The 18,737-nt window shown below is 66.2% G+C and carries 18 protein-coding genes and 2 pseudogenes; 11 read left to right on the top strand and 9 right to left on the bottom strand.

From position 1 onward, the window contains the following. The first annotated feature begins 257 nt into the window (after nucleotides 1–257). Entirely contained in the window at nucleotides 258–818 is a 561-nt protein-coding gene (locus tag NU1_RS22235; RefSeq protein ID WP_084521711.1) for a helix-turn-helix domain-containing protein, read from the top strand. 382 nt (nucleotides 819–1,200) lie between these two features. On the opposite strand, the gene NU1_RS22230 is transcribed toward NU1_RS22235, so the two are convergent. Both NU1_RS22230 and NU1_RS22225 read right to left on the bottom strand, forming a co-directional pair. Further along, nucleotides 1,201–1,794, bottom strand: coding sequence for a ClpP family protease (locus tag NU1_RS22230; protein WP_067523752.1), 594 nt, complete (start codon nucleotides 1,792–1,794; stop codon nucleotides 1,201–1,203). Next, entirely contained in the window at nucleotides 1,791–2,393 is a 603-nt protein-coding gene (locus NU1_RS22225) for a ClpP family protease (RefSeq protein ID WP_067523751.1), read from the bottom strand. The genes NU1_RS22230 and NU1_RS22225 overlap by 4 nt, the downstream gene beginning before the upstream one ends. A gap of 235 nt (nucleotides 2,394–2,628) precedes the next feature. Between NU1_RS22225 and NU1_RS22220 the strand changes: the two genes are divergently transcribed. Further along, nucleotides 2,629–3,174: a carboxymuconolactone decarboxylase family protein gene (locus NU1_RS22220; RefSeq protein ID WP_067523750.1), complete on the top strand. Its 546-nt coding sequence runs from the start codon at nucleotides 2,629–2,631 to the stop codon at nucleotides 3,172–3,174. Between the two features lie 243 nt (nucleotides 3,175–3,417). On the opposite strand, the gene pepN is transcribed toward NU1_RS22220, so the two are convergent. Then, nucleotides 3,418–6,006 carry an aminopeptidase N gene (gene pepN / locus NU1_RS22215; protein ID WP_067523794.1) on the bottom strand — a complete coding sequence of 863 codons (2,589 nt, stop codon included), beginning with the start codon at nucleotides 6,004–6,006 and terminating at the stop codon, nucleotides 3,418–3,420. Nucleotides 6,007–6,131: 125 nt separating this feature from the next. Between pepN and NU1_RS22210 the strand changes: the two are divergent. Continuing rightward, nucleotides 6,132–6,962: pseudogene (locus NU1_RS22210) on the top strand (phosphoribosylaminoimidazolesuccinocarboxamide synthase); the annotation flags it as partial. Nucleotides 6,963–7,401: 439 nt separating this feature from the next. Here NU1_RS22210 and NU1_RS22205 read toward each other — a convergent pair. Next, a complete protein-coding gene (locus NU1_RS22205; RefSeq protein WP_067523748.1) occupies nucleotides 7,402–8,085 on the bottom strand; it encodes an NAD(P)H oxidoreductase in 684 nt (227 codons plus the stop codon). A gap of 118 nt (nucleotides 8,086–8,203) precedes the next feature. On the opposite strand from NU1_RS22205, the gene NU1_RS22200 reads away from it, so the two are divergent. Then, the gene (locus tag NU1_RS22200; RefSeq protein ID WP_212762045.1) at nucleotides 8,204–9,130 is read left to right on the top strand and encodes an AraC family transcriptional regulator; all 927 of its coding nucleotides are present in this window, start codon (nucleotides 8,204–8,206) and stop codon (nucleotides 9,128–9,130) included. A gap of 12 nt (nucleotides 9,131–9,142) precedes the next feature. On the opposite strand, the gene NU1_RS22195 is transcribed toward NU1_RS22200, so the two are convergent. Continuing rightward, a complete protein-coding gene (locus tag NU1_RS22195; protein ID WP_170264324.1) occupies nucleotides 9,143–9,544 on the bottom strand; it encodes a YciI family protein in 402 nt (133 codons plus the stop codon). A 26-nt stretch (nucleotides 9,545–9,570) separates the two neighbouring features. Continuing rightward, the gene (locus tag NU1_RS22190) at nucleotides 9,571–10,791 is read right to left on the bottom strand and encodes an NAD(P)/FAD-dependent oxidoreductase (RefSeq protein ID WP_067523746.1); all 1,221 of its coding nucleotides are present in this window, start codon (nucleotides 10,789–10,791) and stop codon (nucleotides 9,571–9,573) included. A 170-nt stretch (nucleotides 10,792–10,961) separates the two neighbouring features. On the opposite strand from NU1_RS22190, the gene NU1_RS22185 reads away from it, so the two are divergent. Then, the gene (locus NU1_RS22185; protein WP_157552806.1) at nucleotides 10,962–11,597 is read left to right on the top strand and encodes a mycothiol-dependent nitroreductase Rv2466c family protein; all 636 of its coding nucleotides are present in this window, start codon (nucleotides 10,962–10,964) and stop codon (nucleotides 11,595–11,597) included. Nucleotides 11,598–11,754: 157 nt separating this feature from the next. On the opposite strand, the gene NU1_RS22180 is transcribed toward NU1_RS22185, so the two are convergent. Next, nucleotides 11,755–12,816 (bottom strand): M48 family metallopeptidase, encoded by a 1,062-nt coding sequence (locus NU1_RS22180; RefSeq protein ID WP_084521710.1) that lies wholly within the window; start codon nucleotides 12,814–12,816, stop codon nucleotides 11,755–11,757. A 450-nt stretch (nucleotides 12,817–13,266) separates the two neighbouring features. Between NU1_RS22180 and NU1_RS22175 the strand changes: the two genes are divergently transcribed. The 6 genes and pseudogenes from NU1_RS22175 to NU1_RS22155 all read left to right on the top strand — a co-directional run bounded on the left by NU1_RS22175 (nucleotide 13,267) and on the right by NU1_RS22155 (nucleotide 16,533). Then, nucleotides 13,267–13,740 carry a ribose-5-phosphate isomerase gene (locus NU1_RS22175; RefSeq protein WP_067523745.1) on the top strand — a complete coding sequence of 158 codons (474 nt, stop codon included), beginning with the start codon at nucleotides 13,267–13,269 and terminating at the stop codon, nucleotides 13,738–13,740. Between the two features lie 78 nt (nucleotides 13,741–13,818). Then, the gene (locus tag NU1_RS22170) at nucleotides 13,819–14,631 is read left to right on the top strand and encodes an Fpg/Nei family DNA glycosylase (RefSeq protein ID WP_067523744.1); all 813 of its coding nucleotides are present in this window, start codon (nucleotides 13,819–13,821) and stop codon (nucleotides 14,629–14,631) included. A gap of 417 nt (nucleotides 14,632–15,048) precedes the next feature. Next, nucleotides 15,049–15,264: a hypothetical protein gene (locus NU1_RS22165; RefSeq protein ID WP_157552803.1), complete on the top strand. Its 216-nt coding sequence runs from the start codon at nucleotides 15,049–15,051 to the stop codon at nucleotides 15,262–15,264. Beyond that, entirely contained in the window at nucleotides 15,265–15,690 is a 426-nt protein-coding gene (locus tag NU1_RS22160) for a PIN domain-containing protein (protein ID WP_067523742.1), read from the top strand. Nucleotides 15,691–15,732: 42 nt separating this feature from the next. Then, nucleotides 15,733–15,861, top strand: a pseudogene (locus NU1_RS40545) (Fpg/Nei family DNA glycosylase); the annotation flags it as partial. A 72-nt stretch (nucleotides 15,862–15,933) separates the two neighbouring features. Continuing rightward, entirely contained in the window at nucleotides 15,934–16,533 is a 600-nt protein-coding gene (locus NU1_RS22155) for a hypothetical protein (RefSeq protein ID WP_067523741.1), read from the top strand. A 29-nt stretch (nucleotides 16,534–16,562) separates the two neighbouring features. Here the strand turns inward: NU1_RS22155 and NU1_RS22150 are convergent, their stop codons facing one another. Continuing rightward, a complete protein-coding gene (locus NU1_RS22150; RefSeq protein ID WP_157552800.1) occupies nucleotides 16,563–17,006 on the bottom strand; it encodes a hypothetical protein in 444 nt (147 codons plus the stop codon). Between the two features lie 249 nt (nucleotides 17,007–17,255). Then, on the bottom strand, nucleotides 17,256–18,254 hold the full coding sequence (locus NU1_RS22145) for a GGDEF domain-containing protein (protein ID WP_067523791.1): 999 nt from the start codon (nucleotides 18,252–18,254) through the stop codon (nucleotides 17,256–17,258). Nucleotides 18,255–18,737: the final 483 nt, after the last annotated feature.

The following is an 18,737-nucleotide window of genomic DNA, read 5'->3' as shown; positions in this document are numbered from 1 at the left end:
GCAGCGCCTTCGAATTCACAGCCGGTGCGGGGACCGCAGGGCGCGACGTTTCTCGGGCTGCCGGTACTCGTCCGCGCCCGCCGCGTGCTCCGCCGGACCCGCCACCGCGCGGCGTCCGGTCCGCGCCCGCGACCGTGGCGTGCGCCGGTCCGGGATCGATCATGTCGACGCAGATGACGACGCCCAAATCCGGCGTCGCTGTTCGCCGAGAGCAGATGAGTGGGCACGGTAAGGCGGTCCGGTCGTACGCTCCGATTATGAGCGAGCATCCGAGCGCCGAGATTTCGCAAGCCGACCTACCCCGACTGCGCGCGATCCCCGGCGGCCGCGATGGCCGGTCGCGGCGATCCGAGCGACAGTCCGCACCGGACCTGGTGCCATCGGCTCCGCGCGAACTGCGGCCGGTGCTCCCGGGTGACCGGCAGCCACCAGTTGCGCGCGAACCGCGGCCGCTGACTCCGGGTGACCGGCAGCCACCGGCTTCGCGCGGACGCCGGCCACAGCTTGTGCGCGAACCCCTCTGGCGTGAGGCGCTCGGCCAACGCCTGCGCGAGCTGCGACAGGAACAGCGCGAGACCCTGGTCGAAACCGCTGGGCGAGCCGGGGTTTCCCCGCAGTACCTCTCCGAGGTCGAGCGTGGCCGCAAGGAGCCGTCCAGCGAGATGATCGCCGCGATGGCGGGAGCTCTCGGTACCTCGCTCGGCGGACTCATCCAGCAGGTCGCCGATGATCTGGTCCGCCACCGGCCCGCCGGTTTCACGCGCGCGGTCGCCCCGCAGGCGAGCAACCCGTACCCGGGCCTGCTCCTCGCGGCCTAGCCGCCACAGACCTGCGCGAGGCACTCGATAGCCAAGTCTTGCTTCTCGCGGCCCAGTGCGGTGTCCGCCAAAGGGGCGCGGCGTACTCACGTCCGCCATTGGCTGCGGCGTACTCACGTCCGTCATTGGCCTCGGGCGTACTCATCCGTCATTCCGGCGTGCTTTGGCCGGAATCCACCTGGAGCCGTCGCCGCGAAGTGGATGGATCCCGGCCAAAAGCGTGCCGGATGACGATGTGACCGTGCTCGTACCCTCGACGTAGTGGCGGGCCGCCGATACCGCCATTCCGGTGTGGTTTCGCCGGTGCCCGTTCCCCCGGCGTAGGTGCCGCGCGGTGTGGACCGTGGCCGAAACCACCCCGGAGTGCGGCGGGCCGGCTCGATCAGACGGGTCGCGCTTCCAGGACGCGGTCGACAATGCCGTAGTCGATGGCCGCCCGGGCAGTGAAGACGCGGTCGCGGTCGGTGTCGTGGCGGAGGGTTTCCACGGATTGGCCGGTGTGTTTGGACAGGATGGATTCGATTTCGGCGCGCATGCGGACCAGTTCGTCGGCCTGCAGGATGAGGTCGGGGATGGTGCCCCGGCCCTGGGCGGCGGGCTGGTGCAGGACCATGCGGGCGTGCGGGAGCACGGAGCGTCGGCCCGACGCGCCGCCTGCCAGTAGGACCGCGCCGACCGCGATGGCCTGGCCGACACAGGTGGTGGCGACGGGCGACTGCAGGTGCTGCATGGTGTCGTAGATGGCGAGCATGGCGGTCAGATCGCCGCCCTCGCAATTGATGTAGAGGTTGATCTCCTGGCCGGCGCTGTCGGCGTCCAGGTGCAGCAGCTGGGCGATGAGGGCATTGGCCACACCGGAATCGATGGGGGTGCCGAGGTAGACAATGCGCTCGGTGAGCAGATGCGAGTAGACATCCATGATGCGCTCACCGTGCGGATGCTGGGCGATGACATTCGGAATCGTGTAGCTGGTCATGAGATTCCCACCTTCTGTCGCTGCGGAACGACCTGCCAGAACGAGTCGACGATGCCGTCGATGAAGCCGTACTCACGCGCCTGTTCGGCGGTGAACCAGCGGTCGTGCAGGGAGTCGTCGAAGATCTGGTCGTACGGCTGCCCGGTGTCCTCGGAAATGAGCCCGAGCACGGTCTGTACGGTGTGCCGCAGATCGTCGGCCTGCACCTCGACCTCCACCGCACTGCCGCCGATTCCAGCCGAGCCCTGATGCATGAGAATCCGCGCGTGCGGCAGGGCGTACCGGCGGCCACGGCTGCCCGCCGACAGCAGGAACTGTCCTGCGCTGCAGGCCAATCCGAGTGCGAGCGTCGACACCTCGCACGGCACCAGGCGCATGACATCGCGAATGGCGAGCATGGCCGGAACCGAGCCGCCGGGGGAGTGGATCCACAGCGAGATCCCCGCCTCCGCGTCCTCGGCCGCGAGTTGCAGCATCTGTGTCATCAGCAGCGTCCCATTGTCGTCGTCGAGTGCCCCGTCGAGCACCAGAACCCTTCTACTGAAGAGTTGTTCGCGGGTGCGCCAGTTGAACATCGGCGTCTTGTCATCGTGTGCCATACGACCACGCTGCCTGAGCGGCACCCGGAAAATCTCGCCGCGCTGCTGTGAGCAGATCTGCTCACAGCAGCGCTGTGACGTCGGGTTTCTCCGACCGTTCGCGATCGCGAAAAAAAATTTCGCGGATCGGGAATGATCCAGAAGTCTCTAACCTTCTATAGATCGATGGCCGGTTAGAACGGATCGGCATTGGGCGCTCGCGCTCCAAACATTCACTACAAGAAGAGGTTTCATCATGTCCCGTCTGCCCCTGATCCAGCCCGACACCGCCACCGGCAAGGCCGCCGACCTGCTCGCCGGGGTACAGAAGGCCCTGGGTGTCACCCCGAACATGACCAAGGCCATGGTGAACAGCCCGGCCGTACTCGAGGCCTACCTCGGGTTCTCCGGCGCCCTGGCCGGCGGCGCGCTGTCGGCTCCCACCCGGGAGCGCATCGCACTGGTGGTGGCCGAGGAAAACGGTTGCGACTACTGCCTTTCCGCGCACTCCTACATCGGCGCCAATATCGCCAAGCTCGATGCCGACGAGATCGAGGCCAACCGCCACGGCCGGTCCTCGGACCCGAAGGCCGAGGCCGTACTGACCTTCGCCACCGCGGTGGTCCGCGCCCGGGGCGGTGTCGAGGAGTCCGATCTGAAGGCCGCCCGCGCGGCGGGTCTGACCGATGGCGAGATTGTCGAGACCATCGCCGGTGTCGCGCTGAATGTGTTCACCAATTACCTGAACAAGGCCGTCGATACCGATATCGACTGGCCGGTGGTGCGCCACCACCAGCACTGAGAGTTCCGAATCCGTCGGCCCGGGCCGACTCGAACAATCGGTGCGGTGCAACGCGCTCTGCCGGGGCAGGCCCTCGTCATTCCGGCGGGCTCTTGTCCGGAATCACTACTGCTCAGGGAAGTGTGGATCCCGGCCGGAAGCACGCCGGGGCAACGGGTTCGAATAGCCGAGAAGCGGCCTGGATGTGGAATCCAGGCCGCTTCAGCGGTTTTCAGGCGCGGGGGCGGTGCGCGCCGCTCGGTGCTACTGCGCGTCGAAGGCGCGGGCGCGCAGCGAGCGCTCGATACCCGCCTTGCCCTCGACCACCAGGCGGCGCAGGGCGGGCGGGTGGTCGCCGCTGAGGAACTTGTCGGCCGCGGCGACGGCCTCGTTGGAGATTTCCCAGTGCGGGTAGAGGCCGATCACTACGGTCTGGGCCACTTCGCTGGAGCGGCGGTCCCAGACTGGGCCGATTTCGGCGAAGTAGCGTTCCACATAGGAGGACAGCAGGGCGCCCTGACCGACGGGGGCGAAGCCGCCGACAATGGCGCGGGCGGTGATATTGGGGAGCGAATCGTCGCTCATCACCTTGTCCCAGGCCGATTCCTTGACGGGAGCCTGGGGGCGGGCGGTGGCGGCAGCGGCGGCCTGGCGACGGCCCGCGGCGGTGGGGTCGCGGTCCAATTCGGCGTCGATGACCGGGGATTCGAGGCCGTCGGCGTCGATTTCACCGGCGGCCGCCAAAGCCTGGATGAGTCGCCAGCGCAGGTCGGTATCGACCGTGAGGCCGGACAGGCCGACGGTGGCCGGGTCGCCGTCGAGGACCTCGCGCAGCACCTCGGTGTGGCGGGCCGAGAGCAGCGCGCCGGTGAGGGCATTGACAAAGGCCAGCTGGTAGTCCGAGCCCGGCTCGGCCTCGCGGGCGAGTTCCAGCAGGCGGTCGGCGAATACGGGCCAACCGGCTTCGGCCGCCCACGTCGGGTCGGCGTAGCTGCCGAGTGCGGTGTGCGCCTGCATGAGAAGTCGCTGCACCACCCCGATTTCGGCTTCGGTGCCGATACCGCGCTGCACCAGGGCCACGAAGTCGCGGGCCCTCATCTCGGCCTGCCGGGTCATTTCCCAGGCCGCCGACCAGCACAGGGTGCGGGGGAGCGATTCAGCGATATCGGCAATGCGATCGGTCACCGTGGCAAGGGATTCCGGATCCAGGCGCAGTGAGCAGTAGGTGAGGTCGTCGTCATTGACCAGCACCAGCTTGCCGCGCTCCACTCCGATCAGCTCCGCCACGTCGGTGCGCTCGGCCGGGTCGAGATCGAGTTCGATGCGCTTGGTGCGCACCAGCTTTCCATCCTGCTCGTCGTAGACGCCGACGGCGATGCGGTGCATACGCCGCTCACCCGCACCTGGCGTCGCGCCCTCCTGGACAACCGTGAACGAGGTGAATTTGCCGTCGGCGACCTCGAATTCCGGTCGCAGGATATTGAGGCCGGTGGTCTTGAGCCACTGCGCGCCCCAATCGGACAGGTCGCGACCGGAAGCCTTCTCCAGCGCACCCACCAGGTCATCGAAAGTGGCGTTGCCGTACGCGTGTTCGGCGAAGTAGTCGCGCAGACCCGCCAGGAACGGTTCCCGGCCCACGTACGCCACCAGCTGCTTGAGCACCGAAGCGCCCTTGGCGTAGGTGATTCCGTCGAAGTTCACCTCGACGGCATGCAGGTCCGGGATATCGGCGGCGATCGGGTGGGTGGACGGCAGCTGGTCCTGCCGGTACGCCCAGGACTTCTCCACATTCGCGAAAGTGGTCCAGGCACTGGTGTATTCGGTGGCATCGGCCTGGCACATGACCGAGGCGAAGGTGGCGAACGACTCGTTCAACCACAGATCGTCCCACCACCGCATGGTGACCAGATCGCCGAACCACATATGCGCCATCTCGTGCAGTACGGTCTCGCAGCGGCGCTCATAGGAGGCACGGGTCACCTTGGAGCGGAACACATAATCCTCGAGGAAGGTGACCGCGCCCGCGTTCTCCATGGCACCGGCATTGAATTCCGGCACGAACAGCTGGTCGTACTTGCCGAACGCGTACGGCACCCCGAAGTTCTCGTGGTAGAAGCCGAAACCCTGCTTGGTCTCGGTGAAAAGCCGTTCGGCGTCCATGAATTCGGCCAGCGAGGCGCGGCAGTAGATGCCCAGTGGAATCGAGCCGTGCCTATCGCTGTAGGTGTCGGTCCACTTGGCGTACGGACCGGCGATCAGCGCCACCAGGTAGGTGCTCATACGCGGGGTCGTCGCGAAGGTGTGCCGCAGCACCGTGCCGACCCGGTGGGTATCGGTGATCGCGCCATTGGAGATGACCTCCCAATCCTGCGGCGCGGTGACGACCATATCGTAGGTGGCCTTGAGGTCGGGCTGGTCGAAGCAGGCGAACATTCGCTTGGCATCGGCGGTTTCGAACTGCGAGTACAGGTAGACCTTGTCGTCGGTGGGATCGACGAAACGGTGCAGGCCCTCGCCGGTGTGCGAGTACTCGCAATCGGCCTCGACAATGAGCTCGTTGCGTTCGGCCAGGCCGGTCAGCGTCAGACCCTTGGATTCGTCGTAATCGCTCACATCCACGGCGGTGCCGTTGAGCACCGCCGACCGCACCCCGGCGGCGACGATATCGACAAACGTCTGCGCGCCCGGCGTGGCAGTGAAGGTCACCGTCGATCGCGAGAAGAACCTCTCGCTGACGGCCGCGTCGGAACCGGTGGGCTGCCCCGTCAGGTCGAGTTCGACGCGATAATTCTCCACCCGGATCGTCGCGGCGCGTTCGATCGCCTGTTCCCGGGTGAGATTCGGTGCGGACAAGGGGACTCCTTCGTCGTTCGCCAGGACTGTGCCGTTGCCCAGAATGCCACCTCGGTAGGGTGTTGGGCGGCCCACCTGGACATCCGACGGGTTCTTGGCGCACATTTCCCACCCAGTACGAGGAGGAGTTCGTGAAGCACATCCACGCCGGTAAGGTGCGCGATCTCTACGAGGACGGCGATTCGCTGATCCTGGTCGCGTCCGATCGGGTTTCGGTCTACGACGTGGTGTTGCCCACTGCCATCCCCGAAAAGGGCGCGATGCTCACGCAGCTGTCGAACTGGTGGTTCCAGCTTTTCGACAATGTGCCCAACCACATCTTGTCCACCACCGATGTCCCGGCGGAATTCGCCGGGCGCGGGGTACGGGTGAAGCCGCTGAAGATGGTGAAGGTCGAGTGCATCGCGCGCGGCTACCTGACCGGCTCCGGACTGGCCGAATACCGCCGCACCGGGACCGTCTCCGGCGTACCGCTGCCCGAGGGCCTGGTCGACGGCGACAAGCTGCCCGAACCCATCTTCACCCCCACCACCAAGGCCGATGTCGGGCACGACGAATCCATCACCTTCGACGATGTGGTGAATCAGGAGGGCAGGGAGATCGCCGAGAAACTGCGCGAGCTCACCCTCTCGGTGTACTCGCGCGGGGCCGAGCATGCCGCCGCCCGCGGCGTGATCATCGCCGACACCAAGATCGAATTCGGCTGGGACGGCGATATCCTCACCCTCGGCGACGAAGTCCTCACACCGGACTCCTCCCGCTTCTGGCCCGCCGCCGACTACGCCCCGGGCCGCCCCCAACCCTCCTTCGACAAGCAGTACGTCCGCGACTGGTCCACCTCCACCGGCTGGAACAAGGAATACCCCGGCCCGGAAATCCCCGCCGATATCGTCGAGGTGACTCGCGAGAAGTACGCCCAGGCCTACGAACTCATCACCGGCGAATCCTGGGGGTAACCCAACTCTCGGGGGCTCTCAGGGGCTTCGCCCCCGAACCCCAGGGACCTTGCCGCGGGCGCGACCAAGGGGCTTTGCCCTCGAACCCCCGAGAGGCCTTGCTGCGGGCGACCAAGGGCTTCGCCCTCGAACCGTCAGGGATCTTGCCGCAGGCGCGACCACTCGAAGCTCGCGACGCCTTTGAACCGGCATCGAGCGTCCGCAGCGTGTCGGTCTTGTGGCGCGCGGGGCTGTGGCGGAGAGGGGGCGTGGCGGTTTCGGTCTTGCGGCGCGCCGGGCCGTCGCCGAGGGGGCCGTGGCAGTTTCGACCCTGCCTCGCGCTGGGGCCTTCGCGGAGTAGCGGTGACCGGGAACTGGTGGCGGAGGTTACTCGGCCGATGCCGCCATCAGTTCCTGGTGATCGCTTGTCCATCTGGGATGTCCGCCCGGCGGGTGTGGTTCAGGCTGCCACCCGGTCGGCGGCGAGGAACTCTTCCACGAATTCGGCTGCGCGGCGGTCGAATTCGGCGTACTGGGCGGTGCGTTGAGCACCCGCTGCGGCCTCGTCGAGGTAGAAGTTGCCTGCGGGGTCGAGGCGCTGGCGCCGTTCTTCGGCGTTGGGAAGCAGACCGACCGAGGAGTGGGCGAAGCCGCTGTAGTATGCGAGACCGGTGTTGAGTTGGGCTTCGAGGGTGGCCTGCATATCGGGGAGGGCCGCGTCGTCGGCCGCGATGCCGCCGAGACCCAGCCAGAGGATGCGCTTTCCGGCGAGACGGGGCTTGCTGCGGCCGTAGGCGAAGCCGTAGTTCCACACGCGGTCGATCCAGCCCTTGAGGATGGCGGGGACGCTCATCCAGTAGACGGGGAACACCGTGACGACCACATCGGCGGCGAGGATGCGTCGCATGTGCTCCTGCGTCTCGGCGGAGTAGGGCTTGTCGCGGTTTCCCCATTCCGGTTGGTCTTCCACCGTCATGCGTGGATCGAAGCCCTCGGCCTGGAGATCGAGCAGGTCGATGCGGTATCCGGCCGCTTCCAGCTGCGCGGTGGCGCGGCGGGCGGTATGCGCGGTGAGCGAATCGGAGCGGTGATGGGCGATGACGACGAGGGCGGTCCGACCGGTGGTTTCACTACCGTTGTGCAAGGAATTCTCCTGACCAGTGCTGGTGGCTGTTGGCGATATGTCCAGTACACCGGTGAATGTGTAGACGATCCATGGGTGAAACGCTTCGATGGATAGGAGTTCGTCTACGATATCGGGTATGGATCCGGTGAGTTCGCTTCTGAATGGCATCCGCGCCGAGGGCTCGGCGGTCAGTCATGCCGTGTTGAAAGCGCCGTGGACTATTCGCTTCGCCGATCGCGCGCCACTGACCATGGTCACGGTGCTGCGCGGTGGTGGCACGCTGGTGCTGTCCGACGGCACCGAAATGGTTGTCGCGCGGGGTGATACCGCGATCGTGCGCGGCCCGGAACCCTTTCACCTGGCCGACCGCTCCGATTCGCTGGACCGTCCGCATATCGAATACGAAATCGCCTGTTTCGCAACCGATCCCGAGTGCGAGGCCGAGGAGATATCCGGAATCCATTGGGGCGCTGAGTCCACCGACGCCACCGCCCTCATTGTCGGCGCGTACCAAGCCTCGGGCCGTCGCCACGATCGCCTGCTGCGCGCCCTGCCCCCGGTACTCGTTATTCACGAGGACATCGACACCTGCGATTGGCTGGAGAAGGCGGCCGTCGACTGCGCCTCCCACCTCGCCGGTTCGCAGGCGCTCATGGACCGGCTCCTCGACTGGGCGCTGGTCTGCACCCTGCGCACCTGGTTCGCCAGCGCGGGTTCCAGTGCTCCGACCTGGTACCGCGGCCTCGCCGATCCCGTAGTCGCCCCCGCGCTGCAAGCCATCCACGGCAGCCCCTCCCGGAGCTGGACCGTGGCCTCCCTCGCCGCCGAAGCGGGAGTATCGCGAGCCCTGTTCGCCAAGCGCTTCGCCGAACTCATGGGCCGCCCACCCCTGGGCTACCTCACCGAATACCGTATGGACGAGGCCGAAGACCTCCTGGCCGACTCCGAACTCAGCGTCGCGCAGGTCGCCAAGGCCGTCGGCTATGCCGACCCCTTCGGCTTCAGCGCCGCCTTCAAACGCTATCGAGGCATGAGCCCCACCGCTTTTCGTGCCGCGGCATGAGTTCCGTCCGCATCACTGGTCGGCGGCGGGGGCGCTCATGATCGCGCGCACCTCGATGTACTCGCCGAGCGGTTTTCCGCCGGGGCCGGGTGCGGCCGAAGCCTGGGCGGCGATCTCCAGCGCTCGGTCCAGGCTCTCGACGTCGATAATGTAGAAACCCGCCAGGAACTCCTTGGTTGCGGGGAACGGGCCGTCGGTGACCATGGGGGCGGAGCGACCGTCGGAGCAGACGACGTGCGCCTGTTCGGGTCCTGCCAGGCCCCGGGCGTCGACCAATTCGCCCGCCGCGGTGAGTTCCTCGCCCAGGGCGCGCTGAAAATCGATGTGCGCCTGGATATCTTCCGCACTCCACTCGCCGATGGGGGTGTCGCCGTAGGCGGTGGGGCTGTAGGTCTTGATCAGCATGTACTTCATGATTCGAATCCCGGGTGCCCCTGCGGTCAGAGCGGAGCCGCGGGATCGGCCAGCTGGTCGGGATCGACCGCTGCTCCGCTCAGGATGAGCTGCTTGATCCGGTCGGTGACATCCCAGACATTGACATTCATGCCGGCCAGTACCCGATTGCCGCTGTCGAGCCAGAAGGCGACGAACTCCCGCTTGCCCAGATCGCCGCGCACCACCACCCGCGTGTCCTGGCGCGGCGACACAGCGCCCGTGTACTCCATGCCCAGGTCGTACTGATCGGTAAAGAAGTAGGGCAGCCGGTCGTAGACGGCCGGTTTACCCAGCATGGTCTTGGCCGCCACCTCCGGCTGATTCAACGCATTCGCCCAGTGCTCCACGCGAATTCGTCGCTCGATCACCGGATGCAGCTGATCGGCGATATCGCCGACCGCGACGATATCCGGATCGCTGGTGGCCAGGCTCTCATCCACCAGAACCCCGCCCTCGGTGGCGAGTCCGGCGTCGGCGGCCAATTCGATATTGGGCCGCGCGCCCACGGCCACCAGCACCGCATCGGCGTCGATCCGGGTATCGTCGTCCAGCCGGACCCCGGTGGCACTGCCGTCGGCGACGAGAATTTCCGCGACCCGCACCTCGCACCGCAGGTCCACGCCGTGCTCGCGATGCAGGTCGGCGAAGACCGCACCCATCTCCGGTCCCAGTGCCGACTTCAAGGGCACCGATTCCGCCTCCAGCACAACGACTTCCACTCCGGCGGCGCGGGCGGCGGCGGTCACCTCCAAGCCGATCCAGCCGCCACCGATCACCACCAGGCGGCGCGCCGAACCGAACATGGCGAGCAGCGCGTCGGAGTCCTCGATGTAGCGGAGGGTGTACACGCCTTCGGCATCGGAACCCGGTACCGGTAGTCGGCGCGGCCGAGATCCGGTGGCCAGGGCCAATTTGTCGTAGGACAGCGTCGTACCATCCGGCAGCGCAACGGTTTTGGTGGTCCGGTCGATGGAGGTGACGGTCGTGCCGAGCAGGACTTCGATATTATGGTCGCGATACCACTGCGCCGGATCCACCGTGAAGTCGGTGAGTGACTTCTTACCCAGTAGATGTTCCTTCGACAGCGGTGGCCGCTCGTACGGCAACTTCTCTTCGGCGCTGATCAACGTCACATGGCCGTCGAAGTCATTGCTCCGCAGGGCTTCCGCGAGCTTAGCCGCCGCAAGCCCGCCACCTGCGATTATGAACCTGGATGCTGTGGTCACTGCCGACACCTTCCTGGACGCGGATATTGCCGCTGCCGATGACCAGGCCGCTCTCACGACCCTAGCTCGCGTCGGCGTGGCATCGGAGGAAATATCGGCACAATCGCGAATTGTTGCCCTTGGCAGGACGGTCCCGCATCGGTCCGTGCCCCACCCTGAAAGGAACACTCGTGAGCAAGAAGGACACCGCCGACTTCTGGTTCGATCCGCTCTGCCCCTGGTGCTGGATTACCTCCCGCTGGATTCTGGAGGTCGAGCAGGTCCGCGATATCGAAGCCCGCTTCCATGTCATGAGCCTGTCGGTCCTCAATGAGGACCACGAGGACCTCCCCGAGCAGTACCGGGACCTCATGGCCAGCGGTTGGGGCCCCGTGCGCGTCGCCATCGCCGCCGCTCAGCAGCACGGCGACAAGGTGCTCGCCCCCCTCTACACCGCCATGGGCACCCGCATCCACGACCGTCGCACCGAATACGAGCGGGAGTCCACCACCGAATTCCTCGACGCCGTCATCGTCGACGCGCTCGCCGAGGTCGGCCTCCCCGCCGAACTCGCCGCGGCCGCCACCAGCACCGACTACGACGAGGCCCTGCGCGCCAGCCACCACGCGGGTATGGACAAGGTCGGCAAGGATGTCGGCACCCCCACCATCCACGTCAACGGCACAGCCTTCTTCGGCCCCGTCCTCTCCCGCACCCCCCGCGGCGAAGAAGCCGGAAAGCTCTGGGACGGAGTCGTAGCCCTGGCCTCCTACCCCCACTTCTTCGAACTGAAGCGCACCCGCACCGAAGACCCGGCCTTCGACTGAACCCAACTCGCGGGGGCTCTCAGGGGCTCCGCCCCTGAAACCCCGTGAGCCCTGGGAGCTCGCGGGGTTTCAGGCCAGTACCCCTGATCGCCAGAAATTGTCCTATCTCGCGGGGTTTCAGGGGTGAAACCCCTGAGAGTCCGAGAGTTGGGTCGATTCACTGGGGTGTCTGGCCGTAGGGGTTCTGCGGTGGCGGAGCCTGATAGCCGCTGGTGGTCGGGTGGGTGGGATAGCCGCCGGTCGTCGGCGCGACCGGGTAGCCGCCGGTGGGTGGTCCGCCGAAACCGCCGGGGGTTGGTGCGCCGACCATCGGGATGGGGCGCTGGGGCGGGTCGGGGCGCAGGAACATCTTTCCGTGGCGGCTGCGGTCGCGCAGCGCCCACATGCGCCAGGTCAGGACCGGATGGCTGGACATGGCATTGACGAGCCAGACGAAGAACCCCTTTTCCTGGGGCGCGCGGTCGGCCATTTCATCGAAACCGACCAGGGTGTTGAGGTACTTGCCCGCGGCGAGGGTCTGCATGGCGGCGGGGGCGCCGAGGTGTCTGTTGCAGTAGCCGTGGTTGTCGGCGGTGTACTCCTGGGAGCGGATCAGGGAGTTGCCGAGGATGGGCAGGAATGGCACCAGGAACATGCCCGCCTGCCGCCAGTAGGAGACGTGTCCGGCGGCGATATGCCCGACCTCGTGGCCGATAATGAAGGCCAGGCCATCGGGTTCGCGTGCCGCGCCGCCGATTTCGAACAGATCGCTGTAGACGACCACGAAGCGGCGGAAACCGTGCCCGGAGGCGAAGGCGTTGATCGCACCGTTGCCGAGCACCACGTAGGCATCGGGCACCCGCTCCATACCGAATCGGGCCGCGGCTTCCTGCACCATCCGATAGCCCTCGGGGAACTGGGTGGGCGACATCCGCACCCCATTGACCCGCATGGTCGCGTAGTTCATGCCACGGCCGACCCACAGCAGTATCGGTGCCGTCATGAGCAGCAGTACGAACTGGTTGATTTCGCCGACGACCGTCAGCAGGATCGCGAGCATGTAGGCGAAGGCGGTCATTGTCACCACGATCACCAGCAGCGGGATCTCCCAGCTGTGCCGCGCGGGCATACCGAATGGCGACAGGCCGCGGGTCTGCTGATGCGGCGGGACCTGCGGCGGTGCGTAGCCGTACTGCCCGGACCACCCGGGCGGACCGACCTTGGGATCCCATCCGGACATACCGGTGGCCGGATTCCACGCGACCGGCTGGCCCTGTGGTCGGCTCGGCTGCCCGCTGGGAAAGCCGACGGTCGGTGGGCCCGCGGGATAGCTCGCGGTCGGTTGTTGCCACAGCTGCCCGGTCGGGTATCCGGCGGCCTGCTGCCAGGGCTGGCTCGCACTCGGCTGCTCGGGGTGGAGACCGGACTGACTCGTGCTCGGCTGCCCAGGTTGCTCGCTCGGGTTATTCGCGGGCGGCTGCTCCGGCTGTGCGCTCGATTTGCTGGTCGTCGGCACCTCCGGCGGTTCCGGCGGTGGCTGCGATCGATCATCGGACGTCATGGCGGCCACTCTATTCAGTTGGGGGGCGGGCAAGCTCGTCCAGCGTGCTCGGTGTCGCTCACATCCCGGCTCACACCACCGGTCATCCCCGGGCGAGTCCACTCGCGACGGCCTGACAGAATCGCAGCCATGCGCGTATACCTGGGTGCCGACCATGCCGGCTTCGAACTGAAGAACCACGTCAAGGACCACCTGCAGGCGGCCGGACACGATGTCGTCGACTGCGGTGCGCTCGAATACGACGCCCTCGACGACTACCCGGCCTTCTGCATCGAGGCCGCCCGCCGCACCGTGGCCGACCCGGGCAGCCTGGGCCTGGTCTTCGGTGGTAGCGGCAATGGCGAGCAGATCGCCGCCAATAAGGTCCCCGGTGCGCGTTGCGCCCTGGCCTGGAGCGTGGAGACCGCCCAGCTGGCCCGTCAGCACAACAACGCTCAGCTGATCGGCATCGGCGGCCGTATGCACTCCACCGAGGAAGCACTCGCCATGGTCGACGCCTTCCTCAGCACCCCGTGGTCCGACGAGCCGCGCCACCAGCGCCGCATCGACATTCTGGCGGAGTACGAGAAGACCGGCGTGGCCCCGGAACTGCCCGCGAACTGATCTCGACCTGGCGCGCCCCTGCCGCATTATCGGCCGGGGCGCGTAATCGGTTGTCCGGCAATCCCTGAGAGAGGACCCGTGCCCGAGGGCCATACGCTGCATCGGTTGGCGAAGCTGCACCACAAGCAGTTCGCCGGGGGAGTGGTGCGGGTGTCGAGCCCGCAGGGCCGGTTCGCCGACGGGGCCGCGCTGGTCGACGGTCGAGTACTGGTGAAGGCCGAGGCAGTGGGGAAACACCTACTGCACCACTACGATTCGGGCCTGGTCGTGCATGTGCACCTCGGCCTGTACGGAAAATTCACCGAATCACCGGTACCGATGGCCGATCCGGTCGGTGAGGTTCGGATGCGGCTCATCGGCGCGGGCCGCAATGGCGAAGCCCACGGCACCGACCTGCGCGGCCCCACTGCCTGCGAAATCCTGGTCGAGCCCGAAGTCGCAGCCCTAGAACACCGCCTCGGCCCCGATCCACTGCGCCGTGATGCCGATCCGGACCGAGCGTGGCGCCGCATACATCGCTCCCAGCGCCCGATCGGCGCACTGCTGATGGACCAGAAGGTGCTCGCCGGAGTCGGCAACGTCTACCGTGCGGAAGTCCTTTTCCGCCACAACATCTCGCCCTACCGCCCGGGTGCGCAGCTCACTCGCGAAGAGTGGCAGGCCCTCTGGTTCGACCTCGTCGACCTCATGAAGGTGGGTGTGCGCCGTGGCGTGATGGTCGTGGTCCGGCGTGAACACGACCACGGCGCACCGTCGTACGCTGCCGATCGCCCCCGCACCTACGTGTACCGGCGCGCCGGCGACCCCTGCCGACTGTGCCGCACCCCGGTCCTGCATTCGGTCATGGAGGGCCGAAACCTGTTCTGGTGCCCAACCTGTCAGCAGACCTGAGGAATTCGTGCGGCTACGGTACGTGGGATAGCAGCGGCCGGGTGGGTCGCGGTGAGCGGGTTGTCGGGGGAGCGCAATGCAGATGCCACAGATGGTTCCGGCAGGTCCGGGCCCGGTGTTCGATGTTTTCGACATATTGAACGGTCTTGTCGACATGCGGACCTATCAGCGGCGATATCTGGTAGTCAGGGCTGTTCCCGAAGCTGACCCGTATGGCCACTCCTGCCCGTGCGATGGAGGGCCACTACGACGGTGATCTTGGTGGGCTCGTGACCTGTATCGAGTGGCTCGAGCAGAATTTCGGGTGGGGGCTGGTGAACATCTTCGCGCGCACAGTTGAAGGGCGATCGGCGTACGAAGCGGTTCTCTCGCGATGAGCTATGCCGGCTACCGTGAGTATCCCGGTATACTGCAAGTATGTCCGATATGACCACTATCAAGGTGCCCAAAGCTGTCCGGGATCGATTGCTGGAGGTTGCGACGTCGAACGGTATGACCCTTGGGCAGGCGCTCGATCATCTGCTCAGTACGGTGGGGGCGCGTCCGAAACCCACTGTCGGCGGTTACCGCAGTCAGCGTCCACTCTCGGCCGAGGGGATCGACCGGGAACTCGGTCAGGGCTTCGGGGCCTAGATGACGATAATTGTCGACACGAGCGCAATCCTCGCCTTGTTCGACGAGGCGTACGCCGAGCACAAACAACTGGCGCAAATCATCGCTGAAGCCGATGAGCGACTTGTGGTTTCGCCGATGGTTGTTGCCGAGGCGGATTGCATGCTCCATACCCGGCTCGGGTCCCGCGCGGCGCACGACTTCGCCTCCGACGTGGCCGGCGGCGCATATGACCTGGCGGCGTGGACATCCAACCATCACGCTGCGGCTCTGACCATCCTCGACCGTTATAGCCAGGACTACGTCGGGATCACGGATGCCTCGAATGTGGTTATCGCTGATCGAGAGCGTACCGACCGAATCATGACGCTCGACCAGCGCCATTTTCGGACGCTACGCCCGTTGTGGGGCTTCGATAGCTTCGTTCTCTTGCCATATGACTCCTAACCGAACCCAGGTCGGCAAGGGTGAACTGAATCAATAACGACCGGGGTCGGCAATGTCTACCGTGCGGAAGTCCTTTTCCGTCACAACATCTCGCCCTACCGCCCGGGCGCGCAGCTCACTCACGAAGAGTGGCAGGCCCTCTGGTTCGACCTCTCCGACCTCGCTGACGTGGCCGGGTGTTCTTCTTCCCCAGCACGGTAGCGACTGCTGTCGAGACCGGTTTCCGGCGAATACTCTGCCGGTATGCATGATCGGAAACCGTCGGTGGTAATCGACCTGGCTCGAGGAGTCAAGACCAAAGCGGCGGCCGCGATATTCGTGTCCGGCGGGTTCGGACTGCTCGCGGTCATGTCCGGGCTGACCGGCCAGGTATCCGGTGGCCGCGGTGTGGCGATCGCCGCCGTCGTGCTCGGGGGTCTGCTGCTGTCGATCGCGCTGATCGCACTGTTGCTCTGGAAGGTGATCACCCGCCCCCGTTCGCTGGTAATCGATCAGACCGGGGTGCGGTGGGGCGATCCCCGGGGCGGTCCGTGGGCGGTCGCCTGGCCGGAGCTGGCGGCGATCTCGGTGTCGCGCACTGTGAATCGGAGTCCGCGGAAGCTCGTAGCCTCGGCCATGGTGCGGCTGGACCTGTTTCCCGCAGACCCCGAATTCCGGCTGCGGCACCCGGAAATGGAGAGGCTGTGGGAGCTCCATCGGGTTCGGCGGGGATATCGGCTGCCGTTCGGGGACGTCCCCGATTCTCAGGACCTGGTTCCGCAACTCGACGAGGCGCTGCGAAGGTTCGCGGGTCCGCGCTACCGGGGTGTATGCGATGAAGGGTTCACCGTCGGGCTGATGTGACTACACCGGCCGGTTCCTTCGTCTGGCGGCTATCGCAGACAAGGGGTGGTGGTATCGGACGCATTCACAACCGTCGTCTGCACCGTCACGGCGGGTGCTTGGAAGAAGCCGCTGCCCGAAGCGAGATCTACCAGCTCTGAGCTGCCGAATGTGATCAAAGCATTTCCACCGCTCGTACCGTCGCCGGACAGCCTCAATGTGTGCTGGCCCGTCGTGGTGGGTGTCCAGTCGACCGAACTCATGTTGTAGTCCTGCCAGTCGATCGGAATCTGTACTCCGTTGTCGGTGAACGTGAGGCCGTCTGCGCCTGGCGAGGAGTGTGAGAGCCGCAGCCGGTACGTCTGGTTGACATGGCACGGCTCGCTCTTCAGCGCGCCGGTGTGAATCGCGGTCTGGGCTGCCTGAGCCGACGGTGCGGCAATCACCACTCCCGCCATAGTGGCAACGAAAGCCGCTGCAAGCATGGACTTCACAGAAATCTCCTCGAGTCGGACCGTGGCAGCCAATCTAACATTTGTGAAGTAATCACGTTTCATATTCGAGGTTGTCGTCAGCCGTGCTGCCTCGGCGTTGCCGCAGGTGAGATGGGTCCCGCACTCGGAGGTCCGCGACGACTCCGAACTATCGGTCGAGGTCTTCTGAGCGCGTAGGGCACAGCGCATTTCACCGTGTCCGCCGCGTACGGAGCTATCCTGCCGAGCTGAAAGCCTTGGCGGGCACCGTTATCCGGCGACCGCCGCATATCCCGCCCGCCGAGGGCCTGGTTCAGGCTCCTCGGCGTCGACCTCTGAGACCGCGAACTGGCGCTTGCCCGCGGTTTTCGCCGAGTACATTGCGCGGTCCGCGCTGCGGAGTAGATCGGAGAAATCGCATTCGCGTCCCGGCGGGCAGAAGGCGGTGCCCACACTCGCCGATACCGGTACCGGTCCGGTGGCCGACAGCACCGGCTCGCACAGCGCCGCCAACACGCGCATAGCCAACTCGCCGAGCGAATTTCGCCGCGCGGGCACCGCGACTACGAATTCGTCGCCTCCGTACCGGCAGATCACGGCGTCCGGGGGGCAGGTGCCGCGCAGCCGCTCGGCAATGGCGACCAATACCTCGTCGCCGACCGCGTGCCCGTATCCGTCATTGATCTGTTTGAAGTCGTCGAGATCGATGAGCAGCAGCCCCACACCGCGCGCCGGGTCCGCGGCCATCAACCGCACCCGGTCTTGCAGCAGCGACCGATTTGCGAGGTCGGTCAGCGCGTCGTGGGTGGCCTCGTGCCGCAGCCGATGCTGTAGCGCCGCGATCTCCTGCACCCGCACCGAGACCGCCTCGGTGAGATTGCGTTCCTGCTGGGCGAGGGCACGCTGCTGCAACTCCTCGGCATAACTGTCGATGGCCTGGCTGGCGACGAAGGCCCAGCGGGTGGCGAGCAGCGATCCGGGCTCACCGGGGGTGAGCCCGAGTAGTGCCCGACTGGCCGGGGCCAGCATGCGGGTCCGCTCGAACGGTGCCGCGGCCAGGCGAGAGCCGATGGCGCGCGCGGCGAGGACCGGAAACGGTTCGGAGGCGGCCAGCTCCAAGAGTTCGTCGATGACGTCGTTGAAGACCCGGGCCAAGCTGTCGGGGTGCAGGGTCGGAACAGTACCTGTTCCACTGCCCGTGTAGACCGCTCGAACCCAGTCTTTGGTGGTGGCCGCGACGATCGCGGCGGTCCGTGAATCGAGTCGCATGGGCACGGTTCGCTCACCCCGCGCTGACGCTATTGCGATCGAAACCGACGCTGCTGCGATCGACACTGACGCAGTCTGGATTGCCGTACGTGCCGCCGTACCGGCCGGTCACGTTCTTCGGATCGTGCTCACTGCTGCTACGCGGTTGGTCACACCACATACGGCGCATGCTCACCGCCCCCTTTCCAGATACCCCCGTCCGGACAAAAAGGATCCTAGCAAGCCACCCGGCATCGAAAACCCAAGTTCTAGAACGGGTTCGCGATCCCTAGCGAATGGCGATCGGATTAGTGATCGCTCACATACATCCTGGTGTTACAGACGAAATCCGCGCGTCCGATGTGATGCGCCGCACAGCTTCGGATCGCCTCCGCAGCCGCTATCGCGCCGCAACCGCGGACACTCCGCGCCGACCCGCAACCACTCCCGCGCGCCGCCCCGGTCGCTCCGATGGGGCAACCTCGCTCGTCCCCGCGGCGCTCG

The organism is Nocardia uniformis NBRC 13702 (assembly GCF_001613345.1).
GTDB lineage: Bacteria > Actinomycetota > Actinomycetes > Mycobacteriales > Mycobacteriaceae > Nocardia > Nocardia uniformis.
This window is presented reverse-complemented; position numbering and strand designations above follow the sequence as displayed.